Annotated in this window: 25 protein-coding genes and 1 riboswitch; of the genes, 14 read left to right on the top strand and 11 right to left on the bottom strand. The window is 67.2% G+C overall.

The genetic code is table 11. The features are described from left to right. Positions 1–123 precede the first annotated feature (123 nt). On the top strand, positions 124–615 hold the full coding sequence (gene ppa, locus ACPCUW_RS06775) for an inorganic diphosphatase (protein WP_064903623.1): 492 nt from the start codon (positions 124–126) through the stop codon (positions 613–615). A gap of 129 nt (positions 616–744) precedes the next feature. Here ppa and ACPCUW_RS06770 read toward each other — a convergent pair whose 3' ends face one another. Next, positions 745–1,566: a crotonase/enoyl-CoA hydratase family protein gene (locus tag ACPCUW_RS06770; RefSeq protein WP_030517367.1), complete on the bottom strand. Its 822-nt coding sequence runs from the start codon at positions 1,564–1,566 to the stop codon at positions 745–747. Positions 1,567–1,751: 185 nt separating this feature from the next. On the opposite strand from ACPCUW_RS06770, the gene ACPCUW_RS06765 reads away from it, so the two are divergent. Together ACPCUW_RS06765 and ACPCUW_RS06760 are read left to right on the top strand one after the other, a co-directional pair. Next, positions 1,752–2,216 (top strand): flavin reductase family protein, encoded by a 465-nt coding sequence (locus ACPCUW_RS06765; RefSeq protein ID WP_082856681.1) that lies wholly within the window; start codon positions 1,752–1,754, stop codon positions 2,214–2,216. A gap of 107 nt (positions 2,217–2,323) precedes the next feature. Then, positions 2,324–2,437, top strand: a riboswitch (SAM riboswitch). Between the two features lie 47 nt (positions 2,438–2,484). Next, positions 2,485–3,951, top strand: coding sequence for an aminotransferase class V-fold PLP-dependent enzyme (locus ACPCUW_RS06760; protein ID WP_423424019.1), 1,467 nt, complete (start codon positions 2,485–2,487; stop codon positions 3,949–3,951). A gap of 16 nt (positions 3,952–3,967) precedes the next feature. Here ACPCUW_RS06760 and ACPCUW_RS06755 read toward each other — a convergent pair whose 3' ends face one another. The 4 genes from ACPCUW_RS06755 to ACPCUW_RS06740 all read right to left on the bottom strand — a co-directional run bounded on the left by ACPCUW_RS06755 (position 3,968) and on the right by ACPCUW_RS06740 (position 5,722). Beyond that, complete coding sequence (locus ACPCUW_RS06755; protein ID WP_030517370.1) at positions 3,968–4,156, bottom strand: hypothetical protein; 189 nt, start codon at positions 4,154–4,156, stop codon at positions 3,968–3,970. Positions 4,157–4,185: 29 nt separating this feature from the next. Further along, complete coding sequence (locus ACPCUW_RS06750; RefSeq protein ID WP_423424018.1) at positions 4,186–4,638, bottom strand: DUF2752 domain-containing protein; 453 nt, start codon at positions 4,636–4,638, stop codon at positions 4,186–4,188. A gap of 64 nt (positions 4,639–4,702) precedes the next feature. After that, the gene (locus ACPCUW_RS06745) at positions 4,703–5,080 is read right to left on the bottom strand and encodes a glyoxalase superfamily protein (RefSeq protein ID WP_082856674.1); all 378 of its coding nucleotides are present in this window, start codon (positions 5,078–5,080) and stop codon (positions 4,703–4,705) included. Between the two features lie 18 nt (positions 5,081–5,098). Beyond that, complete coding sequence (locus ACPCUW_RS06740; RefSeq protein ID WP_155525876.1) at positions 5,099–5,722, bottom strand: TetR/AcrR family transcriptional regulator; 624 nt, start codon at positions 5,720–5,722, stop codon at positions 5,099–5,101. 99 nt (positions 5,723–5,821) lie between these two features. On the opposite strand from ACPCUW_RS06740, the gene ACPCUW_RS06735 reads away from it, so the two are divergent. Together ACPCUW_RS06735 and ACPCUW_RS06730 are read left to right on the top strand one after the other, a co-directional pair. Further along, positions 5,822–6,610: an SDR family oxidoreductase gene (locus ACPCUW_RS06735; protein ID WP_423424017.1), complete on the top strand. Its 789-nt coding sequence runs from the start codon at positions 5,822–5,824 to the stop codon at positions 6,608–6,610. A gap of 168 nt (positions 6,611–6,778) precedes the next feature. After that, positions 6,779–7,294 (top strand): L,D-transpeptidase, encoded by a 516-nt coding sequence (locus ACPCUW_RS06730; RefSeq protein ID WP_051041826.1) that lies wholly within the window; start codon positions 6,779–6,781, stop codon positions 7,292–7,294. 34 nt (positions 7,295–7,328) lie between these two features. Here the strand turns inward: ACPCUW_RS06730 and ACPCUW_RS06725 are convergent, their stop codons facing one another. Together ACPCUW_RS06725 and ACPCUW_RS06720 are read right to left on the bottom strand one after the other, a co-directional pair. Beyond that, positions 7,329–7,673 (bottom strand): YrdB family protein, encoded by a 345-nt coding sequence (locus ACPCUW_RS06725; protein ID WP_030517376.1) that lies wholly within the window; start codon positions 7,671–7,673, stop codon positions 7,329–7,331. A gap of 237 nt (positions 7,674–7,910) precedes the next feature. Then, positions 7,911–8,273 carry an ArsR/SmtB family transcription factor gene (locus tag ACPCUW_RS06720; RefSeq protein ID WP_039775672.1) on the bottom strand — a complete coding sequence of 121 codons (363 nt, stop codon included), beginning with the start codon at positions 8,271–8,273 and terminating at the stop codon, positions 7,911–7,913. Positions 8,274–8,367: 94 nt separating this feature from the next. Here ACPCUW_RS06720 and ACPCUW_RS06715 point away from each other — a divergent pair, with 94 nt between their 5' ends. The 3 genes from ACPCUW_RS06715 to ACPCUW_RS06705 all read left to right on the top strand — a co-directional run bounded on the left by ACPCUW_RS06715 (position 8,368) and on the right by ACPCUW_RS06705 (position 12,237). After that, positions 8,368–10,326, top strand: coding sequence for a heavy metal translocating P-type ATPase (locus ACPCUW_RS06715; protein ID WP_423424016.1), 1,959 nt, complete (start codon positions 8,368–8,370; stop codon positions 10,324–10,326). 158 nt (positions 10,327–10,484) lie between these two features. Next, entirely contained in the window at positions 10,485–11,342 is an 858-nt protein-coding gene (locus ACPCUW_RS06710; protein ID WP_063026266.1) for a cyclopropane mycolic acid synthase family methyltransferase, read from the top strand. 43 nt (positions 11,343–11,385) lie between these two features. After that, on the top strand, positions 11,386–12,237 hold the full coding sequence (locus ACPCUW_RS06705) for an alpha/beta fold hydrolase (RefSeq protein ID WP_423424015.1): 852 nt from the start codon (positions 11,386–11,388) through the stop codon (positions 12,235–12,237). A 96-nt stretch (positions 12,238–12,333) separates the two neighbouring features. Here the strand turns inward: ACPCUW_RS06705 and ACPCUW_RS06700 are convergent, their stop codons facing one another. The 4 genes from ACPCUW_RS06700 to ACPCUW_RS06685 form a co-directional block, all read right to left on the bottom strand. Further along, the gene (locus ACPCUW_RS06700; RefSeq protein WP_167356738.1) at positions 12,334–12,489 is read right to left on the bottom strand and encodes a DUF6131 family protein; all 156 of its coding nucleotides are present in this window, start codon (positions 12,487–12,489) and stop codon (positions 12,334–12,336) included. A gap of 138 nt (positions 12,490–12,627) precedes the next feature. Further along, positions 12,628–15,030 (bottom strand): serine/threonine-protein kinase, encoded by a 2,403-nt coding sequence (locus tag ACPCUW_RS06695; RefSeq protein WP_423424014.1) that lies wholly within the window; start codon positions 15,028–15,030, stop codon positions 12,628–12,630. 208 nt (positions 15,031–15,238) lie between these two features. After that, entirely contained in the window at positions 15,239–17,704 is a 2,466-nt protein-coding gene (locus ACPCUW_RS06690) for an FHA domain-containing protein (RefSeq protein ID WP_423424013.1), read from the bottom strand. A 479-nt stretch (positions 17,705–18,183) separates the two neighbouring features. Further along, a complete protein-coding gene (locus ACPCUW_RS06685) occupies positions 18,184–18,543 on the bottom strand; it encodes an Rv2640c family ArsR-like transcriptional regulator (RefSeq protein ID WP_423424012.1) in 360 nt (119 codons plus the stop codon). Positions 18,544–18,638: 95 nt separating this feature from the next. Here ACPCUW_RS06685 and ACPCUW_RS06680 point away from each other — a divergent pair, with 95 nt between their 5' ends. The 6 genes from ACPCUW_RS06680 to ACPCUW_RS06655 all read left to right on the top strand — a co-directional run bounded on the left by ACPCUW_RS06680 (position 18,639) and on the right by ACPCUW_RS06655 (position 22,604). Next, entirely contained in the window at positions 18,639–19,175 is a 537-nt protein-coding gene (locus tag ACPCUW_RS06680; protein ID WP_423424011.1) for an ArsI/CadI family heavy metal resistance metalloenzyme, read from the top strand. 205 nt (positions 19,176–19,380) lie between these two features. Beyond that, positions 19,381–19,752, top strand: a complete 372-nt coding sequence (locus ACPCUW_RS06675) for an ArsR/SmtB family transcription factor (protein WP_423424010.1) — start codon at positions 19,381–19,383, stop codon at positions 19,750–19,752. Continuing rightward, on the top strand, positions 19,749–20,846 hold the full coding sequence (arsB, locus tag ACPCUW_RS06670) for an ACR3 family arsenite efflux transporter (RefSeq protein WP_423424009.1): 1,098 nt from the start codon (positions 19,749–19,751) through the stop codon (positions 20,844–20,846). Before ACPCUW_RS06675 ends, arsB begins: the two co-directional genes overlap by 4 nt. 25 nt (positions 20,847–20,871) lie before the next feature. Beyond that, the gene (locus ACPCUW_RS06665; RefSeq protein ID WP_423424008.1) at positions 20,872–21,120 is read left to right on the top strand and encodes a hypothetical protein; all 249 of its coding nucleotides are present in this window, start codon (positions 20,872–20,874) and stop codon (positions 21,118–21,120) included. A 121-nt stretch (positions 21,121–21,241) separates the two neighbouring features. After that, positions 21,242–21,679, top strand: a complete 438-nt coding sequence (locus ACPCUW_RS06660) for an arsenate reductase ArsC (protein WP_423424007.1) — start codon at positions 21,242–21,244, stop codon at positions 21,677–21,679. A 286-nt stretch (positions 21,680–21,965) separates the two neighbouring features. Beyond that, positions 21,966–22,604, top strand: a complete 639-nt coding sequence (locus tag ACPCUW_RS06655; RefSeq protein WP_423424036.1) for a PAS and ANTAR domain-containing protein — start codon at positions 21,966–21,968, stop codon at positions 22,602–22,604. The last annotated feature ends 191 nt before the right edge of the window (positions 22,605–22,795 follow it).

Raw genomic sequence — 22,795 nt, 5'->3', positions numbered from 1 at the left:
GGCGTTCCACCGAACGAGCTGGCGAGTCGGCAGCCCACCGAACCGGTCGGCGAGTCGGCCGCGGCACACGCCGGCGAGCAGCCGTACCGCATCAACGCATACGCATCGGACGAAGGAGATGACGTGGAGTTCGACGTCACCATCGAGATCCCCAAGGGGCAGCGCAACAAGTACGAGGTCGACCACGAGACGGGTCGGGTGCGGCTGGACCGCTACCTCTACACCCCGATGGTCTACCCGGCCGACTACGGCTACATCGAGAACACCCTGGGCTCCGACGGCGACCCGCTGGACTGCCTGGTGCTGCTGCCCGAGTCGGTGTTCCCCGGCGTGATCGTCGAGGCCCGTCCGGTGGGTGTGCTGCTGATGAGCGACGAGGCCGGCGGCGACGAGAAGGTCGTCGCGGTTCCGGCCGGTGACAAGCGCTGGGATCACATCCAGGACGTCAACGACATCCCGGAGTTCGAGCGCAAGGCCATCGAGCACTTCTTCGAGCACTACAAGGACCTCGAGCCCGGCAAGTGGGTCAAGGTCGACGGCTGGGACGGCCGGGCCAAGGCCGAGACTCTTACCACCGAGGCGCTCGAGCGGCTGCAGGAGCAGGGCGGGCACTGAGTGCCGCCGGCGACCCGCGCCGCCGGGCCGCCGGACATCCCTACCGAGCGAGGGCGCTCGCGGGCGTATGCGTCCCGCGGGCGCCCTCGCCGATTCGGCAGCCGTGCCGGCAGGCCGCCGGCTCGAGCGCTACTTGCCCTGGAAGTTCGGCTTGCGCTTCTCGAAGACGGCCTGGATCGCCTCGGTCAGATCCTCCGAGGGCAGGAAGGCCGCGTTCCACGCCGACACGTACCGCAGCCCGTCGGCCACCTTGCCGGCCTTGGGCTGATCGAGCACGTCCTTGATGCCCTGCACGACCAGCGGCGGGTTCGCGGCGATCTCCTCCGCCAGCGTGTGCGCGGCGGCCAGTACCGCCTCCTGGTCGGGGTAGACGTCGTTGATCAGGCCGATCTTCTCCGCGCGCGCGGCGTCGATGTCCTTGCCGGTGTAGGCGAGCTCGCGCACATGGCCCTCGCCGATGATGCCCGGCAACCGGTGCAGCGACCCGATGTCGGCGACGATGGCGACCTTGGCCTCGCGCAGGCTGAAGCTGGCCTCCGCGCTGGCCAGGCGGATATCCGCGGCGGCGATCAGATCGAGTCCGCCGCCCACGCACCAGCCGGAGATCGCGGCGATCACGGGTTTGCGGCAGTCGGCGACCGCGGTCACCGAGGCCTGCATGCGCCGGATCTCGTAGAGGAAATCGGTGCGCGGTGCGGCCAGGGCCTTCTCGGCCAGCAGCGGACCGAAGGTCGGGCTCATCGCGGGCAGATCGAGACCGTAGGAGAAGTGCTTACCGGAACCGGTGAGCACGATCGCGCGGATCTCCGGATCGGCGTCCAGCTCGCCGAAGATCAGCGGCAACTCACTCCAGAAATCCGGGCCCATGGCATTGCCCTTGCCGGGTCCGGTCAGCGTCACTCGCGCGACGTGACCGGTGCGCTCGACGTCGAAAGCCTTCCAATCACTCATTCGTACAGCGTATCGGGGCAGTTCGGCGGCACCGGGACAGCGGTCGGGATTGCGGGAGAGCGGGCAGGACGTAGGTTGGAAGCGTGAGCAGTTCCCAGCGACCCGACGCCGAGCTGGCCGATCTCGAACCCGAGCATCTCCGACCTCAGCACGACGGCGTCACCGCAGCGCAGTACCGAGCCGCCATGCGCCACTACCCCGCAGGAGTGACGATCGTCACCCTGAGCCGGCCGGAACGCCCGGTGGGATTCACCGCCACCTCCTTCGCCTCGCTGTCGCTGGATCCGCCGTTGATCTCGTTCAACATCGCGCACACCTCCTCGTCCATCGACGCGATGACCGAGGCCGATTCGGTCGTCGTGCACTTCCTCGGCGAACATCAACAGCATCTGGCACAGCGGTTTTCGCGTGCCGCCGAACAGCGTTTCGCCGACCCGGAGTTGTGGTCGACGCTCGATACGGGCGAGCCGGTGCTGCACGGCACCCCGATCTGGGTGCGCGCCACGGTGCACCGGCTGATCCCGATCGGCGACCACACCCTGGTCGTCGGACTGGTCACCCGCGTACACGACGACACCGGCGGCGAACCGATGCGCAACCCGCTGCTGTACTACAACGGCACCTATCATCGCCCAGCCGGATTGGACTGAGCCACAAGCTGTTTCACGCATGTCGCGATTGCGGCGCGGCGCGGCGCACCTTCTCGCCGGATGCCGGCGCTTGACAATGCCCGGCGAATTCTGCCAATCTCGGCTCAGGTCACGAGTACCAGCGTCAAGCCCCGGCTAGCTGGTCGGCAACCCTCCTCCGCGGTGGGGTGCTCCGGGTGACGACCTGGCCGCTGCTCGACCGAGCACGGCAAGCGCGGACTCCGATCACCCTCCACATCCGGAGTCCCTGAACAAAGGGATCGTCCCGATGCGTACTGCTGTCTCGACAATTGCCGCCGCCACCGCCGAAACGGTTGTCCCGGAACAGGTTTGCTCTCACCGAGGCTGCGCCTCCCGCTCCGGCGCCGCCTGCACCTGCTCGGCGCCGGACTGCGCCGGCAATGCCACCCGTTCCTGCCGCACCGGTGAACCGATCGCGCGCGTCTCCGGGTGCGATCTACGAGTTCCGTTGGTACAGGGCGGTTTCCGTACCTACGCCAACTTCGACTACGCCGCCAGCGCGCCCGCCCTGGCCCAGGTCACCGACCGTGTGAACGAGCTGCTCCCCTATTACGCCAGCGTGCACCGCGGCGCCGGATACGCCTCCCGCATCAGCACCGACTGCTACGAGGCGGCACGGGTTTCGGTCGCCCGGGCGGTGAACTGCGCCGACGACCAGGTCGTGGTGTTCACCCGCAACACCACCGACTCCTTGAATCTGCTGGCCTGCTGCGTTCCCGGCGACACCGTGGTGCTCGATATCGAGCACCACGCGAACTTCCTGCCCTGGACGCGCCGCGGCCGCCGGGTGGTCCCCGCCGCCGAGACGATCGCGGAGACGCTGCACCGGATCGAGGCCGGGCTGCGCGCCGAACCGGCTGCGCTGCTTGCGATTACGGGGGCGTCGAATGTGACCGGCGAGGTGCTGCCGCTGGCGGAACTGACCGCACTCGCCCATCGCCACGGCGCCCGCATCCTGGTCGATGCAGCGCAGCTGGCCCCGCACCGCCGAATCGACCTGCAGGCGTTCGCGGAATCCGGCGGAACCGGCATCGACTATCTGGCCTTCTCCGGGCACAAGCTGTACGCGCCCTTCGGCGCCGGTGTGCTGGTGGGTCGGCGGGACTGGCTGGACGCGGCCCCGCCATATCTGGCGGGCGGCGGAGCGGTCACCGCCGTCACCACCGAACAGGCGCACTGGGCGCCCGCACCGCAGCGGCACGAGGCGGGATCACCGAACGTCTTGGGCGCGGCGGCCGTCGCGGCGGCCTGCGAAACGTTGAGCGCCCTCGACGAACAAGCCGTGGTCGAGCACGAGCACCACTTGATTCGCCGCCTGCGCGACGGACTGGAAACCGTTGCGGGAGTGCGGCAATTGCGAATCTTCTCCGACAGCGCCGACAGTGTGGGCATCGTGGCGTTCACCGTCGACGGGTTCGAGCCCGGCCGCGTCGCGGCGTATCTGTCGGCCGAATTCGGCATCGGCGTCCGCGACGGGCGATTCTGCGCTCATCCACTGTTGCAGCGGCTGGGCGTCGACGGCGCGGTGCGCGCAAGCGTCGGCCTGGGCACGTCGGTCGCGGATGTCGATCGACTGCTCGAGGCGCTGCGTCGATTGGTTCGAGACGGCGCTGCGTGGAACTACACGTATGCGGGCGGACAGTGGTCGCCCCTGCCGGAGACCCGGCCGGGTTCGACCGAGGCGGCGCACGGCGCGGCGCCGTGCACCCTCTGATCCAGCGCGATCCGATTCACGGCACCAGGTAGCGTGCGGCCAATTCCTCGATCAGCGGATCGCCGTCGGGAACGGACTCGATGGCCTCGAGGTCCTTCTCGATCGCGATCTGGCGCGGGTCGTCCTGCTCGGGGTCCGGCGCGCCGTCCTCGTTCAATTGGCGCAGCATCTTCTCGCGCACCCGAGCCTTCAGTGAATCAGCGATTTCCTGGGTCATACTTCCAGCATGCCCGCCTAGACCGGGGCCAACCAGGTACCCCAGGGGGTGTTGCGGGCGACGGTGAACACCACGAGCAGCCCGATCAACCACCATTGCGCCTGGCCACGAAGGGTAAAGGGAAAGGCGGTGTCGGCTCTGCCGTGCCAGCGGTCCAGGGCCCACCGTCCCCACCACAATGCGAGGGTGAGCAGCAGCGGAAGCACGAAGACATTGCTGTGCAGCGCGTCGAGCACCCGGCCTTCGGTGAGATTGTGCACAGCACGCAATCCACCGCATCCCGGGCACCACCATCCGGTCAGCGCATAGAACGGACAGATCCCGTACGCCCCCTGGCTGTGCGGATCGCGGAAGTGCAGCACCGTAGCCGCGGCGACCACCGCACCGGCCGCCAGCAGCGGCCCGCCCTGAGTACGCCATCCGGTGCGCGGCACCGACCGTTCGCCGGGCAGCTCGCGCGCGATATCCACAGTGTTCACGGTAATCGGCGGCACGGGTGAGCCGCCAGCCGTCGCCCCACCGCCGGATGTCGGTTCAGGCCGGTTGGGCGAATCGCAGGATGTTGCCGAACGGGTCGGTCACGGCGAAACCCCGGCCGCCGGGGCCGTCGTCCGGGCGCCCGGGTTTGGCGTACCGGTATTCCGCCGCGGCCAACTCGGATTGCCAGGCGTCGATATCGTCCACAGCGATCCACACCACCGATCCCGGCGTGCCGTCGCCGTGATGCTCACTGAGATGCAGCCGGGTCGCCGCGCGCGAAACCTGCGCGTACAGCGGGAAATTCGCGCCGAACCGATGCTCCCAGTCCACGGTGAAACCCAGGAAGTCCAGGTAGAACTCGTAGGCCAGGCCGACGTCGTAGATCCGCAATACCGGTATCGGAGCGGCGAATCCGATCGCGTCGCTGTGCATGGCCCGATCGTCACATATTCACCGGGCCCGCGTCGTGACCGGCGCGGTGAGGGTACCGGCGAGCATGTCGATGACCTGGTCCCAGGCCTCGCGGTCGTCGGCGGCGATCCGGCCCGCCTCGACGGCCCGTTCGTGGTCGGCCAGCAGCGCGAACAGCACCGTGGTGAGACTGCGCAGCCGGCGATGCCGCAGGCGCGGCGGCAGGTCCGAGAGCGCGCGGTCCAGCCCACCCACGATCACCCGCACCGAGGTCCGTTCGGCGCTGTCCAGATTGGCCGCGTCCGACACCGCCGGATGGGTGCGGATCTGTTCGAGAAACCTTGCGTAATAGGAACTCTCGTTCCGCGCTCCCAGTTCGAACATGGGGATGACCAGCGCGTCGAGCAGCGTGTGCACATCGTCGCCGGTCGCGGCCGGCCGCTGCGCCAGCAACTCCAGCCGGCGCACCTCCAGGGTCGCCAGCCGCTGCTGCACCACGGCCTCGACGAGTCCGTCGCGCGATCCGAAGTGATAGGGGATCGCCGAGTTGTTGCGCTGCCCGGCCGCGGCGGCGATATCGCGCAGCGGGACCAGATATCCCCGCTCGGCGATCAACCGTTCCCCCGCCATCATCAACCGCTCCCGGGCACTTACTGCTTCCACCCTGAGCACGATACGTCCTACCAGCGAATTGAGCACTAGTCCTTGACAGTTAAGAACTAATTCTTAACACTGCGAGGACACCCAACGAGAGGACTAGCGATGATCCTGGACAAATTCCGACTCGACGGCCGGGTCGCCGTCGTCACCGGCGCCGGCCGCGGTATCGGCGCCGCCACCGCCCTCGCCCTGGCCGAGGCGGGCGCCGATGTGGCGATCGCCGCGCGCACCCAGTCACAACTGGACGCGGTCGCCGAGCAGATCCGCGCGACGGGCCGGCGCGCCCTCGCCGTGGCCTGCGATCTGTCGGACCTCGACGCCGTGACGGCACTGGCCGACGCTGCCGCCACCGAGTTCGGCCGCATCGACATCGTGGTCAACAATGTCGGCGGCACCATGCCGAACACCTTCATGACCACCTCGCCGGAATTCCTCGAAGATGCCTTCCGCTTCAACGTCTCCACCGCGCACGCCCTCACCCGCGCGGCGGTTCCGCACATGCTCGCCGGCGAGGGCGGCTCGGTGGTCAACATCTCCTCGATGATGGGCCGGGCGCCCGGGCGTGGCTTCCTCGCCTACGGCACGGCCAAGGCGGCGCTCGCGCACTGGACCCGGCTGGCCGCCGCGGATCTGTCGCCGCGGATCCGGGTCAACGCCATCGCGGTCGGATCGGTGCTGACCTCCGCACTCGAGGTCGTGGCACAGAATCCCGAGGTCAAGGCGAAGATGGAGGCGGATACGCCGCTGCATCGGCTGGGTGATCCGACCGATATCGCGGCCGGCATCGTCTACCTCTGCTCGCCCGCGGGCAGCTATCTCACCGGCAAGATTCTGGAGATCGACGGCGGTATCGCCGCACCCAACCTGGAACTCGGCCTGCCCGATTTGTGATAACAACGCGGATTCTTCCGTACCATCTGCGCGCTCGGCAGGTCACAATGATCAACTATGCACTGTGATCGAGCACACATCGGTCGCCTACGGTGCCGTCCCAGCTTGTCGATGCGCCCGCCGCCCGGCCCGGCCGGACAGCGGGCCGGGTAGAGAGGTCGGACGCATATGAACTGCACGAGCATCACCCGATGGACGATCCGAGCGGCGGCCGCGACGGCGATCGCGGCCGCCGGATTCGCTGTCACGGTGCCCGCGGGCGCCGACCCGGTGTGGCCCGGCGGCCCCGACATCCCCGGCATTCCGCAACTCGTACCCTCCCCGCCGGGCCAGATCTCGGCTCCCTGTTCGGCCGCGGCGCGCGCGTGCCTGCGGCTGTCGACCAACGAGGGCTGGCTGATGGACAACGGCCGCGTGGTCTACGGCCCGACCCCCATCTCGCACGGACGGCCCGGGTATGAGACACCGCCCGGCACCTTCCACGTCGCGTTCAAGGAGCCGTACCACTGGAGCACCATGCACAACGCCGAAATGCGTTGGGCCGTCTTCTTCAACGGCGATATCGCCACCCACATCGGACCGATCGAGGAGCAGTCCCACGGCTGCATCCGGATGACGCCCGAAGGCGCCAAGGCCTTCTACGACTACGTCAATCCAGGCGACGTCTTCGAAGTCGTGCCGTGACCGTACGCGCCGGCCCGGATTCCGGGTCGGCGCGCTACGAATTCAGGTGGCCCAGTTTGATCGCCAGCAGATTCGCGATCACGATGCCCGCGAAAACGACCGCGGCCACCCGGTGCCCCAGCCCCCACAGCGCGGCCGCGGCGCCTCCGAACACCACGATCTTGGTGATCACCGCGAGCAGCGGAATATCGAAACTCGCCTTCGGCGCCGCGAACATTCCCCACACCACCGCGGCGGCCAACGGGATGCCCAGCGCCAGAACGACTTTTACCACGGTGTTGTCGCCGACGCGCCAGCCCCACAGCCCCAGCACCACCAGCGCGCCCACCTCCGCGGCGAACGCGACGGTCAGATTGGCCCACTTCCACAGTTCCTGCATGACTGCCCTCTCGCTAGCTTGAGAGCAGCGCTCTCTAATAAGAGCAGTGTGCGCTAGCGCGGAAGCGTTGTCAACCGTTGAGAATTACCGCGCGACGGCGCTGGGAGAGCAGGCCCGACGGGGAGATCGCAGGATCGACCCAATCCGCGCGAGCGAGACCGTCGAAGCGCCGAAATCGACAGGCGCAGACAAGGAAAGCCGGCGAATACACCGGATCACGCCGCCGAAAAGACGTTCTCAGCCGGCCGTTCGCGGTCGATCGGACAGGCCGAGACGCAGGTGCTCGCTGTGATACACCGCCTCGTCGAGCAGCTGTGCGACGTGCGTGTCGTACAGGCTGTAGACGATGCTGCGCCCGGCGCGGGTTCCAGTGACGAGCCCGAGGTTGCGCAGCAGGCGGAGCTGATGAGAGACGGCGGACTGCTCCATCCCCACCGCCTCGGCGAGTTCGGAGACGGGCCGCGACCCCTGGCGCAATTCACTGAGGATCAGCAGCCGGCTCGGCGTCGCCAGGGCTTGCAGGGTGGTCGCCACATGCGCGGCGGACTCACTGTCCAGCCGGGCGATCGGCCGATCGCGGCCCTCGACGCCATGTCCCATAACGGTGAAGTTTAGCCGACCAGATATACATGAAGACCTCTTCACGTGTTCTGTTATTCTCAGGTTGCCCGCTCCCGATCCTCGGAGGTTTTTCGTGTCAGCACCGGCCGCCACGCGTCCCGCCGCGCTCACGGCGATACCCGCGCGGCGGACCCGGCTGTTCACACTTCCCGAAATCCGTTGGGCCGCAGCTGCTCTCCTGCTCTTCGCGATCGGCTCGGCGGCCCGGATCCTGCACACACCCCCCGAGGTGTGGTGGTCGCTCTATCTGGCCTGCTACCTCACCGGCGGCTGGGAACCCGCCCTGGCCGGAGTGCGCGCTCTGCGCGAAAGGACGCTGGACGTCGATCTGCTGATGGTGGTGGCCGCGATCGGCGCCGCCGCGATCGGGCAGGTCACCGACGGCGCGCTGCTGATCGTCATCTTCGCCACCTCGGGCGCGCTGGAGGCGTTCGCGACCGCGCGCACCGAGGATTCGGTGCGCGGACTGCTCGATCTGGCACCCGACACCGCCACCCGAATCGACGACGGTGTCGAAACGATCGTCAGGGCGGCCGATCTCGCGGTGGGCGATGTGATCCTGGTCCGCCCCGGCGATCGCATCGCGGCCGACGGCACGGTCGTCGCGGGCGCGAGCGAAGCCGATCAGGCGACCATCACCGGTGAGCCCATGCCGGTCGACAAATCGCCCGGTGACGACGTGTTCGCCGGAACCTCGAACGGCACCGGTGTCCTGCGGGTGCGGGTCGGTCGCCGCGCCGAGGACTCCGTCGTGGCCCGCATCGCCGCCCTGGTCGAACAGGCCGGCCGGACGAAGGCGCGGGCGCAGCTGTTCATCGAGAAGATCGAGCAGCGTTATTCGGTGGGCATGGTCGCGGTGACGCTCGCGGTCTTCGCCGTGCCACTGTTCTTCGGTGCGGCGCTGCGGGATTCGCTGCTTCGCGCCATGACGTTCATGATCGTCGCCTCGCCGTGCGCGGTGGTGCTGTCCACCATGCCGCCCCTGCTCGCCGCGATCGCCAATGCCGGCCGGCACGGCGTCCTCGTGAAATCGGCGGTCGTGATGGAACGGCTGGGCAGCACCACCCGCGTGGCCTTCGACAAGACCGGCACGCTCACCCGCGGCGTCCCCGAACTCACCGACATCCGTGTGCTGCCCGATTGCCCGGGCACGGCGGAGGAGGTCCTGCGCTGGGCCGCTGGTGCGGAATATTCCAGCGAGCACCCGCTGGCCACCGCGGTCGTCCGGGCCGGTCGCGAGCGCGGACTCACGCTGCCGCCCGTCGAGGCCTTCAGCGCGCAGCCCGGACGCGGGGTCACCGCCACGGTGGACGGCCACCGCATCGAGGTGGGATCGCCTGCTGCGCTTCTGGATTCGGCCGACGCCGCTGCCGCGGCAGTCGCCGCCGAGATACAGAACGCGGGGCACACCGCTGTGCTCGTGCGGCGGGAGCGCCGAACGATCGCGGTTCTCGGCATCACCGATCAGACGCGCCCCGAAGCAGCCGATTCCGTCGACGCTCTCACCGAAATCACCGGAGCCGCACCGGTTCTGCTCACCGGCGACAATCTCGCCGCCGCCCGGCAGCTCGGCGCCCGCCTCGGACTCACCGACATCCGGGCCGACCTGCTGCCGGAAGGTAAGGTCGCCGCGATCGCGGAACTGGAAGCCGCGGGCGACCGCGTCACCGCCGTGGGCGACGGCATCAACGACGCGCCCGCGCTCGCCGCCGCCCACGCTGGAATCGCCATGGGCGGCAACGGATCCGACCTCACCCTGCACACCGCGGACGCGGTCGTCATCCGCGACGACCTGACCACCGTCCCCGCGGTCATCGCCCTGTCCCGTCGCGCGCGCCGCGTCGTGGTCGCCAACCTGATCATCGCCGCGACCTTCATCGCCGTCCTGATCACCTGGGATCTCGTCGGCCACCTTCCGCTACCGCTGGGCGTCGCCGGTCACGAGGGTTCCACCGTCATCGTCGGCCTCAACGGTCTGCGCCTGCTGCGCGGCCGCGCCTGGGAGAGCGGGACGGCACGCCGGGCCGATTGACGGCTTCGCCTCGGCCGATCCGCCGATCGCGCCACCCCACCGCAGCGAGAGGCGCATACTGGTCGAGCGCGCATGGTGCGGCGGGCGGGGCGAACCCACCGCCGGGGTATCTCGTTTCAGAGGCAGAACGTTCCCGAAACCGACCACCAGAGGTCACCATGACCGATCTGTCACCGTTCTACGCCGACGTGCAGGCCCACTACGACCTGTCCGACGATTTCTTCGCTCTCTTCCTGGATCCCACGCGCACCTACAGTTGCGCGTATTTCCGCGAACCGGATCTCACCCTGGAACAGGCACAGCTCGCCAAGATCGACCTGTCGCTCGGCAAATGCGATCTGCATCCGGGTATGACGCTGCTCGACATCGGCTGCGGCTGGGGCTCCACCATGATGCGCGCCGTCGAGAAATACGGCGTGCGCGTGATCGGCCTGACACTGAGCCGCAACCAGTACGAGCACGTGCGCGACCTGCTGGACGGCCTACCGCCCGGCACCGGTGAGGTGCACCTGCGCGGCTGGGAGGAATTCGACCAGCCGGTCGACCGGATCGTCTCGATCGGAGCCTTCGAACACTTCCGGCGCGAACGCTACGACGCGTTCTTCGACCGCTGCCACGACCTGCTGCCCCCGGACGGCCGCATGATGCTGCACACCATCATCGGCTTCCACCGCCACCAACTGCGTGAGATGGGCATTCCCGTCACCCACGAATATCTGGCATTCAGCAAGTTCGTCATCGACGAGATCTTCCCCGGCGGTCAACTCCCGCAGCCCCAGTGGATCGGCGAATACGCCGAACGGGCCGGCTTCACCCTCCACGACGTCCAATCCCTGCAACCGCACTACGCCCACACCCTCGACCTCTGGGCCCAGGCCCTCCGCGACCACCGCTCCGAAGCCATCGCCCTGACCTCCCCCACCGTCTACGACCGCTACGTCCGCTACCTCACCGGCTGCGCAGACCTGTTCCGCGACGGCTACATCGACGTCCGCCAGCACATCCTGCTGGCATAACGGACCCCCGCCACCGAACTGAAACATGTTCTACTGTGGCGGCATGGATGTGAGTTACGAGGCGACCAAGCGTGAGATCGCGACGGACAAAGGTGTGCTGCGATACCACGAGGCCGGGGACGGTCCGCCGCTGTTGCTGCTCCACGGCTCCGGGATCGGCGTGAGCGGGTGGCGGAACTACCGGGGCAATCTCGGCACGTTCGCGCAGCGGTTCCACTGCTACGTGCTGGAGTTCCCGGGATTCGGCGTGAGCGATCCCGTTGACGGGCATCCGGTGCTGACCGCGGGGTCGGCGGTCGTCCGGTTCATGGACGCGCTGGGAATCGAATCTGCCGCGATGATCGGCAACTCGATGGGCGGGGTGGTCGGTGTCAACGTGGCGATGAAACACCCTGCGCGCGTTCGCAAATTGGTCACCATCGGCGGCGTGGGCCCGAACATCTTCAGCCAGAACCCGAGTGAGGGCACGCGGCTGCTACAGGAATTCGCCGACGCCCCGAGCCGCGAGAAACTGGTCCGCTGGCTCGAATGCATGGTCTACGACCGCGCCCTCATCACCGACGAACGCATCGAGGAGCGCTGGGAGACAGCGAAGGATCCCGACTCGCACAAGACGCTCGCGGCGATGTACGGCTCCCGGGCGTTCGCCGCGCAACAGCAGATGATGGCCACCTCGGGAGTGCCGCCGTACTGGTCCATGCTGGGCACGGTGCAGTGCCCCACCCTGTTGACCTGGGGTCGCGACGACCGCCAATGCCCACCCGATATGCCGATGATCCCGATGCGCCTGATCCCCGACGCCGAACTGCACATCTTCCCGAACTGCGGGCACTGGGTGATGATCGAAGCCAAAGAGGCGTTCGAGCGAGTCACCACGGAGTTCCTGCTTCGGTGAGTCCGCGCGGTACATGCGAAACCGCCCCGGAAAGCGTTTCCGGGGCGGTCGCGTGGTCACACCGCTACCGCGCGTAGTCCGCGGCGGCCGAGCGCGCTAGAAGTAGTGCGCGCGGCCGGCCACCGGGCGCCCCAGCGCTCCCATCAGAGCCAGCACGGCCCCCACGACCAGCGCGATGATGCCCAACGTCCACAGGATCGGAATCCCGAGCAGGAAACCGAGAACCAGAAGGACAACCCCGAGAGTGATCACAGCAATCTCCTCACTTTCGCTCACCTCGCACCGATCCGGCGACCGGCTGCGATCAGCGGTGGCTCGAAACATCCGATACCCGGATATCTGTGAGTGAAACGAACTCTCTTCACCGGATGGATGAGCTGCTGTTCAGACTCATAGCCGACCGGCAGCCTCCTGATGTTCGGGATCCACCACTCGCTCCAGTGCGCGCAGATCGGCCTCGAGCGCCCGGAACAGCACATAGGCGACCACGAAGGCGACGATGGACCCCACGCACAACACCCGCACCGCGACGATGATCTTCGGAGTATCGCTCAGCGGCAGAAATGTCACCCCGGCCACCGCCAGCAGTGGCACCGACGCCGCCACCGCGAGATATCCGTTGCAGCGGCGATCGAGCCGGCGCAGGTGCACCGCATCCTCGGGGCTGATGTCGCCGTGCCGGAGAAACAGCGGGTAGACGCAGCGGACCATGTAGAACGTCACCAGGAAGAACGGATATGCCACCGCCATCGCGCCGCACACCAGCAGACCGCCCACGAAGTGCACCATCTCCTGTCCGGTGAGCTCGTGGGTCGCGAAGTGCAGCACGAGCGGGAACAGAATCGCCGACAGGCTCCAGAGCGAGAACGCCACCACCACACACCGATCACCGAACAGCAGGGCATCGGATCTGGCCCGGGCGAGTATCCGGGAGTCATATTCGCGTCCGCGCCGCATACCGCGCGGAACGGTGAGTAGATAGCGCGACAAGTACATCACGGTCACGATGCCCACCGGGAAGAAGACCGCGTTCACCGTGCTGGTGAAAATCCACCATGTCTGTTGGGCGGGCACACTCATCCGGTCGATGATCAGGGTTCTGTTGTGCACCGTGTTGTACACGGCCGCAAGCACATTCGGGGTGCCATAGGCCAGCAGCACAAGCGGTACCATCCACCTCCGCGCCCGGAAACGCCAGCTGGTGGGTGCCGGATCCACCAGTTCGCGGGCCCGCGCGTCCAGGCACAGTTCGAACTGCTGGGCCAGTTCGTTGCCGTTGGACCACCGCTTGTCACGCGTGGGCGCCAGGCAGGTCAGCAACACCCTGCACAGTGCCGCCGGACAATCGGGCGGAATCCGTTGCAGCGCAGCCGAATCCACACCAGCACGACGACGTTCGAGCATCGCCCCCAGTGCGGCGGAGTCGCTGCGCTCACCCGCGGTGCTGTCGTCGAACGGCTTGGCACCGGTCAGCAGCTCCCACAGCACCACACCCAGCGAGTAGATGTCGGAACGGGTATCCAGATCGTCGGCGGAACGGCGGTAGCCGGGATGGCAGGCCTCCAACTGTTCCGGCGACATGTACGACAGCGACCCCCCGAAGTACGCCACCGGATTGGCGCCGGCCACCTCGCGGCTGAAACTGATGTTGAAATCGGCGAGTTTCGGCACCGCCTCCGCGGTGAGCAGCACATTCGCCGGTTTGACGTCGCGATGCAGTACGCCGTGCTCGTCGGCGTAGGCCAGCGCCTCGGCGAGCCGGCGGCCCAGCCAGGCCACGGTTTCCGGCCACGACAGCGCCGCGATCTCGGCGCGCACGCTGGAATCGGTCGGCCGGATCTCACCCTTCTCCTCCATCGCGGCGTCGACCGCGGCCAGCAGCAACCGGCCGCTGCGCTGGTCGGCAGGGGTGGACCGGACCCGGCGCAACACACTCAGCAGGGTGCCACCGGGTAGAAACTGCATGTACAGCAGCCGCAGTCGGCGGCTGCGGGAATCGCCGTGCGGGTCCGGTTCGCCCAGCAGCCGCTGGTCGAAGACCCGGACGATGTAGTCGTGGTCGAGCTGGGCCAGCGTCTGCGGTTCGGTGCCGCGGTCGGCGGAGATCTTCACCGCCACCAGCCGCTGCAACGAGCGCTGCCGGGCCAGGAACACTCGTGCGAAGGCTCCGCTACCCAGCCCGGTGAGCAGATCGAAATCATCGATGCAATCGCCTACCCGGATGCTGTCCAGCCGAGCGACCTGCGATCCCGTCGTCTCCTGTTCGGCGGACAGGTCGCCCGTGGTGCGGGCGCCTTCGGGGGAGACCATGGTCGAGGCGATGGCAGTCGGGTCCGCACCGGCGCGTTGAGTGCTCTGATCCTGGTCGTCGGTATTGAGCAACTCACTCAGCTCGGGCGCTTGCGCGGGATATTCGCGCAGATATTCGCGCGGATCGACCCGCTCGCCGCTGTGCCGGCGGATCACGAACTCCTCATAGACCAGGCTGGCCGGAACGCGGTCCGGCGACAGCTCGGCGAATTCCGCGCAGTAGTCCCGCAGCCGCTTGCGGGGCGGCCCGGGTCCGCCGGACGGCGTGAGCGCGGGCCGGCGCAGCCAGCGCCGGCGCAGGTCGACGCGGATCAGTTCGATCAACGCGGCCAAGCGCAAGGTCTCCGCGTCGGGCAGGTAATCGCTGATGGCCGGGGCCGGGTCAGCCGATTCCCACGCGGCTACGAAGGCGGCCACCGCGCCGGATTCGAGTCCGGCCGTTGATCGTCCGAAGCCGCTGTCTGAGCCGGAGCCGTCGGCCATATCCGCTCCTGTCGAATCCGAACCGTGCATTGGCCGGTCCGTGAAGCGATGGATGCAATCCGCCACACCCAACACCATCATCCCCGAGAGGCGGTCCGATCGAGGAGAAATCGCACGGCTGCATCCGGTCGACCCTCGGGGCGCGAAGGCTTCTACGACGACGTCGATCCGGGCGACGTCTGCGAGGTCGTGCCGTAATCGGTCGGCGTCAAATCCGCGCGGTGCGGGCGCCGCGCCGCCGTGGACGCAGCTGATACAGCCGGTATCCGGCCAGCGCGAGGAAGACGGCCCCCAGGCCGGCGAGGACCCCCATGTCGAGCAGCAACGTGCCCAGGGTATGTCGCCACAGCGGGTCGGGTGCGCCATTGTGCGGCGACAGGGTGTCCAGGTCGAGGGTGGCCGCTGCCGCAGCGTAGCCCCAGCGGGACGGCGACAGGTAGGACAGCTGTTCCAGAACAGGGGTGCCGGGCAGCCGTACTAAACCGCCGGTGAACACCAGTTGCGCCATGGACAGCACAATCAGCAGTGGCAGCGTCTTCTCCGAGGTGTTGACCGACACCGAGACCAGCAAGCCCAACGCCAGCGAGGCGATGCCGAGTATCGCCATCGCCAGGATCAACTCCAGCGGGACCGAGGTGAATACGCCTTTCGCCGGCATGCTCACCCCGATGGTGCCGATCAAGAACAGCACCGCCGCCTGCAGGATGGTGATCACGCCCAAGACCAGGAGCTTCGACATCAGGTAGACCCCCGCGGACAGTCCGGCCGCGCGTTCTCTGCGGTAGATCGTCTGCTCCTTGACAATCTCGCGAATCGAGTTGCCGGTGCCGATGAAACAGGCACCGAATGCCAAGATCATGAGCTTGGTGGGGGCATCGGTGTTGGTTCCGGGCGCCCCGGCGAAACCCTCGCCCGACGGCACCGCGGCGATCAAGCCACCGAGAATCAGCGGCATCACGCCGAGCAGCGCCAGGTAACTTCGGTCCGAGGCGATGACCGCCAGATATCGCCGGCACACCGTACTGAGCTGGCTGAGCTTGGACTGCGGCGCGGGCGGGGGTGCCGGTGCGTGTACGTCCGCCGGGCCGACATCGTCGGTCGGCCCGACCTCCACGTACTGCTCGAAGCGTGGCGATTCCCGGAATTCAGCAGCCCAGTCGCGGTCCTCCTCGCGGTCGAAGGACTGAAACACCTCGGCCCAACTGCGCTGCCCGAACTGCTGCAACCCCTCCGCGGGCGGTCCGTAATAGGCCAGCCGACCGCCGGGTACCAGCACGAGGAGGCGGTCGCAGGAATCGAGGTTCGCGACACTATGGGTGACGACGATCACGGTGCGCCCGTCGTGGGCCAGTTCGGACAGCATTTCCATGACCGTCTTGTCCAGGCCCGGGTCGAGGCCGGAGGTCGGCTCGTCGAGGAACAGCAGGGACGGTTTGGTCAGCAACTCCAGTGCGACGCTCACCCTTTTGCGCTGGCCACCGGAGAGCCTATCGATGCGCGTGTCGGCATGCCGGGCCAAGCCGAGCTCGGCGAGGACCTCATCGACCCGCTGCTCGCGCTCCTCGGGGCGCGTGTCACCGGGGAAGCGGAGTTCGGCCGCGTACAGGAGCGCGCGCCGCGTCGGAAGTTGGCTGTGCAGGATGTCTTCTTGCGGAACCAGTCCGATGCGGTGGCGGAGTTCGTCGTAGTCGGTGTAGAGGTCACGTCCGTCGTAACGAACCGTCCCCTCTGTCGCCGGACGCAACCCGGTCACCGCGCCGAGCAACGTCGATTTGCCCGCTCCACTGGGTCCGATGACCCCGACGAGCGAGCGCTGCGGAATCGGGAAGCTCACCTCGTCGAGGAGAACCTTGCCTTCCGGTGTCCGCACGATGAGGTTCTGCACCGAGACCGACACGTCACCGGTGTCGACGTACTCCCGCAGTTCGTCGCCGACCAGCCGGTAGGTGGTATGCCCCATGCCGATCAAGTCGGATTCGGACAGGTCCGCCGAATCGACCCGGGCGCCGTTGACGTAGGTGCCGTTGTGGCTGTCGAGGTCGACGACCCGATACCGGCCTGCGCCGGTCACTCGCAGTTCGGCGTGATGACGGGAGACCATGAGGTCGGGCACGACGATGTCGTTGTCGGAGGCCCGCCCGATCCGGAATGTGTCCGAGACGATCCGGACGACCGCACTGGGGTGAGCCGCCGGAGGCGACGACCGCGCAACCCGCCGGGGGCGGCCCCCCGGATGGAACGTCGTCATCGTGTCTTCATCATCGAGCTGGTAGCCGGGATCGGGGACGAGCATCGTGTCGCCGCCGGTATCGCCGGACGACTCGCCGCCGCGCTGTCCTTTTTGCCCCTCCACCGAACAGAGCAACTGCTCGCCGTTCACGGCGTGACCGAGCTGGAACGTCTCGTCATGATCGATCAGCATCCGGTCGACGCGCTGACCGTCGAAAAAGGTGCCGTTGAGGCTGTGCGCGTCCTCGATTTCCCAACCGTCCGACCCACGCTCCAAGACGGCGTGCACGGAAGATACCCGCGGATCGGTGACGACTATGTCGGCCGCCAGATCGCGGCCGACATTGTATGAACCTCCCGCGTGCAGCCGATAGACGCGCTCTCGCGTCTGCACCACAAGAACGGGCGCCTCGGGAAATTCTGTGGAGGACTGGTCATCCGCCATAACGGGATTATACGACTTGAAACGCCCTGCCGCGGCAAAGCCGGCCACCGAGAATTCCCTAGCAGTGTCCGCTCTGCTCCGTTTTCGCGCCGCCCTAACCCGCGCTGACCAGCGAGAACGACCTGCGAGTTGAGAGCCGCCACCACCCGGCAGCCGCCGACGAGCCAGTGCAGCCGCTCGACCGGCACCCGACCGAACCAGCCGCGGAAATCACCGTAACGGGATCGGTAATACCAATTCGATCGGACCCGAACAGAATGTCGAAGCTGAATATTCCCATTGATTCATCGCGCCGGAATTCCGACACATCCCATATTTTTCCCACAACCGTGACCGCGCTACGCGTCTTTCACGTCGACCACAAGGCAGTAGAACCATGCAGGCCGCCGCTCCAGCGCGGCAACCGCACCGTCGCGTACCACGAGACTCGTGCGGGCTTCGGCGGCAAGAGCCGATCCCATGGACAGGACGAAGTGGTGTCACTGACAGCAGTTGGGGTCCAAGACCACACACAGGGCCGCGAGGGCGTCACGCTTGGCGCGGTGGACGACCTTCATGCCGATGCGTTCGGAGTCGACGAGACCGGCATTGCGTAGCTGCGAAAGATGGTGGCTCACCGTGGATTCCGACAATCCGACCGCAGTGGCGAGATCGCCACCGTTCTCACCGGAGTCGAGACTGGCCAGCAGGAGCGACATCAGTTTCACCCGCACCGGGTCGGCGAGAGCCTTGAGCCGCAGCGCGACCTCGAGGGCGGCGGCATCGTCGACCGGGCCCGCCGCCACAGGCGCGCAGCACACCGGCGCGGACATATCGATCACGGGCAGAGCCTTGGGCATGCCACCACTCTATCCATCGGATTGACATATGTCGAAAAGGTGGCAGACTCGACCTCGTCCAGCTTTTCGATATATGTCTTACTGTGGAGGTTCTCATGTCCCGCGTGCAACTCGCCCTCAACGTCGACGACCTCGAGCAGGCGATCGCCTTCTACTCCACGCTGTTCAACACCGAACCGGCCAAGCGCAAGCCCGGCTACGCCAACTTCGCCATCGAGCAGCCCCCGTTGAAGCTGGTCCTGCTGGAGAACACCGGCCAGGGCGGCACGATCAACCACCTCGGGGTCGAGGTGGAAACCTCCGAGCAGGTCCACGGCGAGATCGCACGACTGTCGGAGGCCGGACTGTTCACCGAGGAGCAGATTGCGACCACATGTTGTTTCGCCACCCAGGACAAGGTCTGGGTCACCGGCCCGAACGCCGAGAAGTGGGAGGTCTATACCGTCCTCGCCGACACCGAGAACTTCGGCACCGCACCCGAATTCGCCACCGGAGACGCCGAGACCGTACAGGCGTGCTGCGGCACCGGCGCCGCACCGACCGCCGAGACCGCTGTCGACGATTCCGCCGCGTGCTGCACCAGTGAGGCGAAGGAGAAGGCGATCGCTTCCGGAGCCGGCTGCTGCAGCTGATCCGCACGGTTGGTGTCGATGCGGCCGTGACCTTGCGGCCGCGTCCGATTGCTCCGCGGTGGTTCGCGGGGCGGAGTGTGCCGACGCGGCGGGATCACGGCCCGCTTGTGATGGCCGCGCGGGACGGTCGAGTTCGTCAGGCGCGCCCGAAGCTCGTCACTCGAGTTCATTTGCTCTCAGTATCGATATCAGTCAATATCGATGCATGTCTAAACCAGAGGTGCCGGTGACCGTGCCGGTCGGCTGCGACCCCACTCCGACGGTGGGAAACGCGTTGACCGGGGCGGAGGCGGCCGAGTTCGCGGTGATGTTCAAAGCCCTCGCCGACCCGGTCCGACTGCGCGTGCTCTCGGCGATCGCCGCCCGCACCGGCGGCGAAGCCTGCGTGTGTGATGTGTCCGACGGGCTGGATGTCACCCAGCCGACCATCTCCCACCATTTGAAGGTGCTGCGCGAGGCCGGGCTGGTCACCAGCGAACGCCGCGCCTCCTGGGTGTACTACCGCGTCGTGCCGCAAGCACTGGACCGCTTGTCGCTCGTGCTGGGCCGCTGTGCCGGATCGGAGGTCCCGGCATGACGACAACCGAACACACCGAACACCCGGCGGTGGTCGGGAAGTTGTCGACGCTGGACCGGTTCCTGCCGGTCTGGATCGGTGTCGCGATGGCCGCGGGCCTGCTGCTCGGGCGTTTGATCCCCGGCCTCGGGGACGGCCTGTCCGCGGTCGAGGTCGACGGGATCAGCTTGCCGATCGCGATCGGGCTGCTGGTGATGATGTATCCGGTGCTGGCCAAGGTTCGCTACGACCGCCTCGATTCGGTCACCGGTGACCGCCGCCTGCTCATCGGCTCGTTGGTGCTGAACTGGCTGATCGGGCCCGCGCTCATGTTCGCCCTGGCCTGGCTGCTGCTGCCGGATCTGCCCGAGTACCGCACCGGGCTGATCATCGTCGGCCTCGCCCGATGCATTGCGATGGTGATCATCTGGAACGACCTCGCCTGCGGTGACCGCGAAGCCGCCGCCGTCCTGGTCGCCCTGAACTCGATCTTCCAGGTCGTCATGTTCGCCGTACTCGGCTGGTTCTACCTCTCGGTCCTGCCCGGATGGCTCGGCCTGGAACAAACCACCATCGACACCTCACCGTGGCAGATCGCGAAATCGGTACTGATCTTCCTCGGCATCCCGCTGGTCGCCGGATTCCTCACCCGCCGATTGGGTGAGCGCGCTCGCGGGCGTGACTGGTACGAATCGAAACTCATACCGCGAATCGGTCCCTGGGCCCTCTACGGGTTGCTGTTCACGATCGTGATCCTGTTCGCCCTGCAAGGCCACCAAATCACCTCCCGGCCATGGGATGTCGCACGCATCGCGATCCCGCTGCTCGCCTACTTCGCGATCATGTGGGGCGGCGGCTACCTCTACGGCCGCCTGATCGGCCTCGGCTACGAACGCACCACCACCCTCGCGTTCACCGCCGCGGGCAACAACTTCGAACTCGCCATCGCCGTCGCGATCGCCACCTTCGGCGCCACCTCCGGCCAAGCCCTCGCCGGAGTCGTCGGTCCCCTGATCGAAGTCCCCGTCCTCGTCGGCCTGGTCTACGTCTCCCTGGCACTGCGTAACCGCTTCCCCCACACCACGACCGGCGCCGCAGCGGAGCTGACGCAGTGACCGCGACGCCGTCGGTGTTGTTCGTGTGCGTGAAAAACAGCGCCCCAAACCCATCGACCCCGCCCTCGCCGCCGCCGTGGACGTGATCGTGGCGATCGGCCGCCAAGCCCGTCTCGATTCACCGATCGGGCCGCGAATGCTGGTGTGGGACACCGACGAAGCCTCCCGACAGGGCATCGAGCGGATGCGCCTGATCCGCGACGACCTCACCACCCGCGTCCAAGCACTCCGTCTCGAGCTCACCCGCGACCAGCCACCTCGGAGCACACCGTGACCACTCCCGCCCCCGCCACCAGAACGCCGGCGGCGATCGACCGAGCGACCACGCTCGCCGCGGCCGCCGACCTCGACCTCCCCGACTAACCCCTCAGTATCTCGAAAGGCCCTGCCCCGCTATGGCATCCACCCCCAGCGTGCTGTTCGTCTGCGTCCACAACGCCGGACGCTCCCAAATGGCCCAAGGCTTCCTCACCCATCTCGCCGGTGACCGCGTCGAAGTCCGCTCCGCCGGAACCGAACCCGCCCACGCGATCAATCCCGCCGCCATCGAAGCCATGGCCGAGGTCGGAATCGACATCACCGCCCAAACCCCGAAAATCCTCACCCCGGACACCGTCCAAACCAGCGACATCGTCATCACCATGGGCTGCGGCGACAACTGCCCCTACTTCCCCGGCGTCGACTACCGCGACTGGAAACTCGACGACCCCGCCGGCCTCGGCCTCGACGCGGTCCGCCCCATCCGCGACGACATCGAACGCCGCATCCGCGACCTACTCACCGAACTCGCCATCCCCACCCACGGGACTGCCCCTGGTTCGGTTGACTCCTGACCTGTGCGGACTTCTCCTCGCTGGAAGGACGTTTGCCATGCCGAAGCCATATCCCGAGAAGTTCCGCCGCGACGTGGTCGCGGTCGCCCGCAAGGGCAGCAATCACCTTGCGTGGCGCGACGTCGACCGGAGTCGTCGGGCGCCGCCGGCCTCTGATCAGTGAACGGAATCGGAGGTCACTCTCCGAACCGATTTGTTCTGTTCAGGTGCCGTGGTACCGATTCGCGACAATAATCGGCCCGTGGGCGAGAACGGCACGAACAGCACAAACACCGTCGACAAGGTCATGGCTGAGGCCCCGCCGAAGGCAGGGTCGTTTCGGTTCTGGTTCGCCGATCAACGATGGGAATGGTCCGACGAGGTCTACCGGATGCACGGCTACACCCCAGGAGAGATCGAGCCCACGACCGAGCTGATGCTGTCGCACAAACATCCCGACGACCGTGACGATGTCGCCAAAGCCATCGCCCGCTCCATCGAGCAGGGCGTGGCATTCTCGAGCCACCACCGATTCCTCGACACCAACGACGTTGAACGCGAGGTCATGGTCGTCGCCGACCGCATCGTCGACGAGGCAGGCACCGCGATCGGAACGGCCGGGTTCTACATCGACTGCACGGCCACCCTCGCCGAGTACGAGCGCGAAACCCTGACGGCGACCATGCCGGAGCTCATCGAAGCCCGCGCGGTGATCGAGCAGGCCAAAGGCGTCCTGATGCGCATGTACCGCATCAACGCTCGCCAAGCCTTCGCGGTGCTGTCGTGGCGCTCGCAGGAAACCAACACCAAACTCCGCGACCTCGCCGCCCAACTCATCGCCGACCTTACCCTGGTGCCGCCCTCCAGCCCCGACGTTGTCAGCACCTTCGACCACGTGCTGCTCACCGCCCACACCCGCATCCCACCGCAGAACCGACCAGAGTAAGAGTCCGCCCCGCCCGGGTTGCGAGAACGTGGGGGCACACCTGTTCTACGCGGATGATCCCACAGCCGGCATTCTCGATCAGGGAGCAGCACCGATCATCCGGCTTGCCTGAACGCGACGTCACCAGCGCCGGAACTGCCGATCTACCTGCCCCGCCCCACTCGTCCCGCACCGAGGCCGAAAGGTGATCC

It is taken from the genome of Nocardia sp. AB354 (assembly GCF_049538315.1).
Classification (GTDB): domain Bacteria; phylum Actinomycetota; class Actinomycetes; order Mycobacteriales; family Mycobacteriaceae; genus Nocardia; species Nocardia nova.
Note: the sequence above shows the minus strand (reverse complement) of the source record. Positions and strands in the feature narration are given on the sequence as shown.

Bases quoted from the DNA above. Each gene is read 5' to 3' on its own strand.
- ACPCUW_RS06770 (WP_030517367.1), bottom strand. From the start codon at position 1,566: ATGAGTGATTGGAAGGCTTTCGACGTCGAGCGCACCGGTCACGTCGCG.
- ACPCUW_RS06765 (WP_082856681.1), top strand. From the start codon at position 1,752: ATGCGCCACTACCCCGCAGGAGTGACGATCGTCACCCTGAGCCGGCCG.
- ACPCUW_RS06760 (WP_423424019.1), top strand. From the start codon at position 2,485: ATGCGTACTGCTGTCTCGACAATTGCCGCCGCCACCGCCGAAACGGTT.
- ACPCUW_RS06745 (WP_082856674.1), bottom strand. From the start codon at position 5,080: ATGCACAGCGACGCGATCGGATTCGCCGCTCCGATACCGGTATTGCGG.
- ACPCUW_RS06735 (WP_423424017.1), top strand. From the start codon at position 5,822: ATGATCCTGGACAAATTCCGACTCGACGGCCGGGTCGCCGTCGTCACC.
- ACPCUW_RS06730 (WP_051041826.1), top strand. From the start codon at position 6,779: ATGAACTGCACGAGCATCACCCGATGGACGATCCGAGCGGCGGCCGCG.
- ACPCUW_RS06725 (WP_030517376.1), bottom strand. From the start codon at position 7,673: ATGCAGGAACTGTGGAAGTGGGCCAATCTGACCGTCGCGTTCGCCGCG.
- ACPCUW_RS06720 (WP_039775672.1), bottom strand. From the start codon at position 8,273: ATGGGACATGGCGTCGAGGGCCGCGATCGGCCGATCGCCCGGCTGGAC.
- ACPCUW_RS06710 (WP_063026266.1), top strand. From the start codon at position 10,485: ATGACCGATCTGTCACCGTTCTACGCCGACGTGCAGGCCCACTACGAC.
- ACPCUW_RS06705 (WP_423424015.1), top strand. From the start codon at position 11,386: ATGGATGTGAGTTACGAGGCGACCAAGCGTGAGATCGCGACGGACAAA.
- ACPCUW_RS06695 (WP_423424014.1), bottom strand. From the start codon at position 15,030: ATGGCCGACGGCTCCGGCTCAGACAGCGGCTTCGGACGATCAACGGCC.
- ACPCUW_RS06690 (WP_423424013.1), bottom strand. From the start codon at position 17,704: ATGGCGGATGACCAGTCCTCCACAGAATTTCCCGAGGCGCCCGTTCTT.
- ACPCUW_RS06685 (WP_423424012.1), bottom strand. From the start codon at position 18,543: ATGCCCAAGGCTCTGCCCGTGATCGATATGTCCGCGCCGGTGTGCTGC.
- ACPCUW_RS06680 (WP_423424011.1), top strand. From the start codon at position 18,639: ATGTCCCGCGTGCAACTCGCCCTCAACGTCGACGACCTCGAGCAGGCG.
- ACPCUW_RS06675 (WP_423424010.1), top strand. From the start codon at position 19,381: ATGTCTAAACCAGAGGTGCCGGTGACCGTGCCGGTCGGCTGCGACCCC.
- arsB (WP_423424009.1), top strand. From the start codon at position 19,749: ATGACGACAACCGAACACACCGAACACCCGGCGGTGGTCGGGAAGTTG.
- ACPCUW_RS06660 (WP_423424007.1), top strand. From the start codon at position 21,242: ATGGCATCCACCCCCAGCGTGCTGTTCGTCTGCGTCCACAACGCCGGA.
- ACPCUW_RS06655 (WP_423424036.1), top strand. From the start codon at position 21,966: ATGGCTGAGGCCCCGCCGAAGGCAGGGTCGTTTCGGTTCTGGTTCGCC.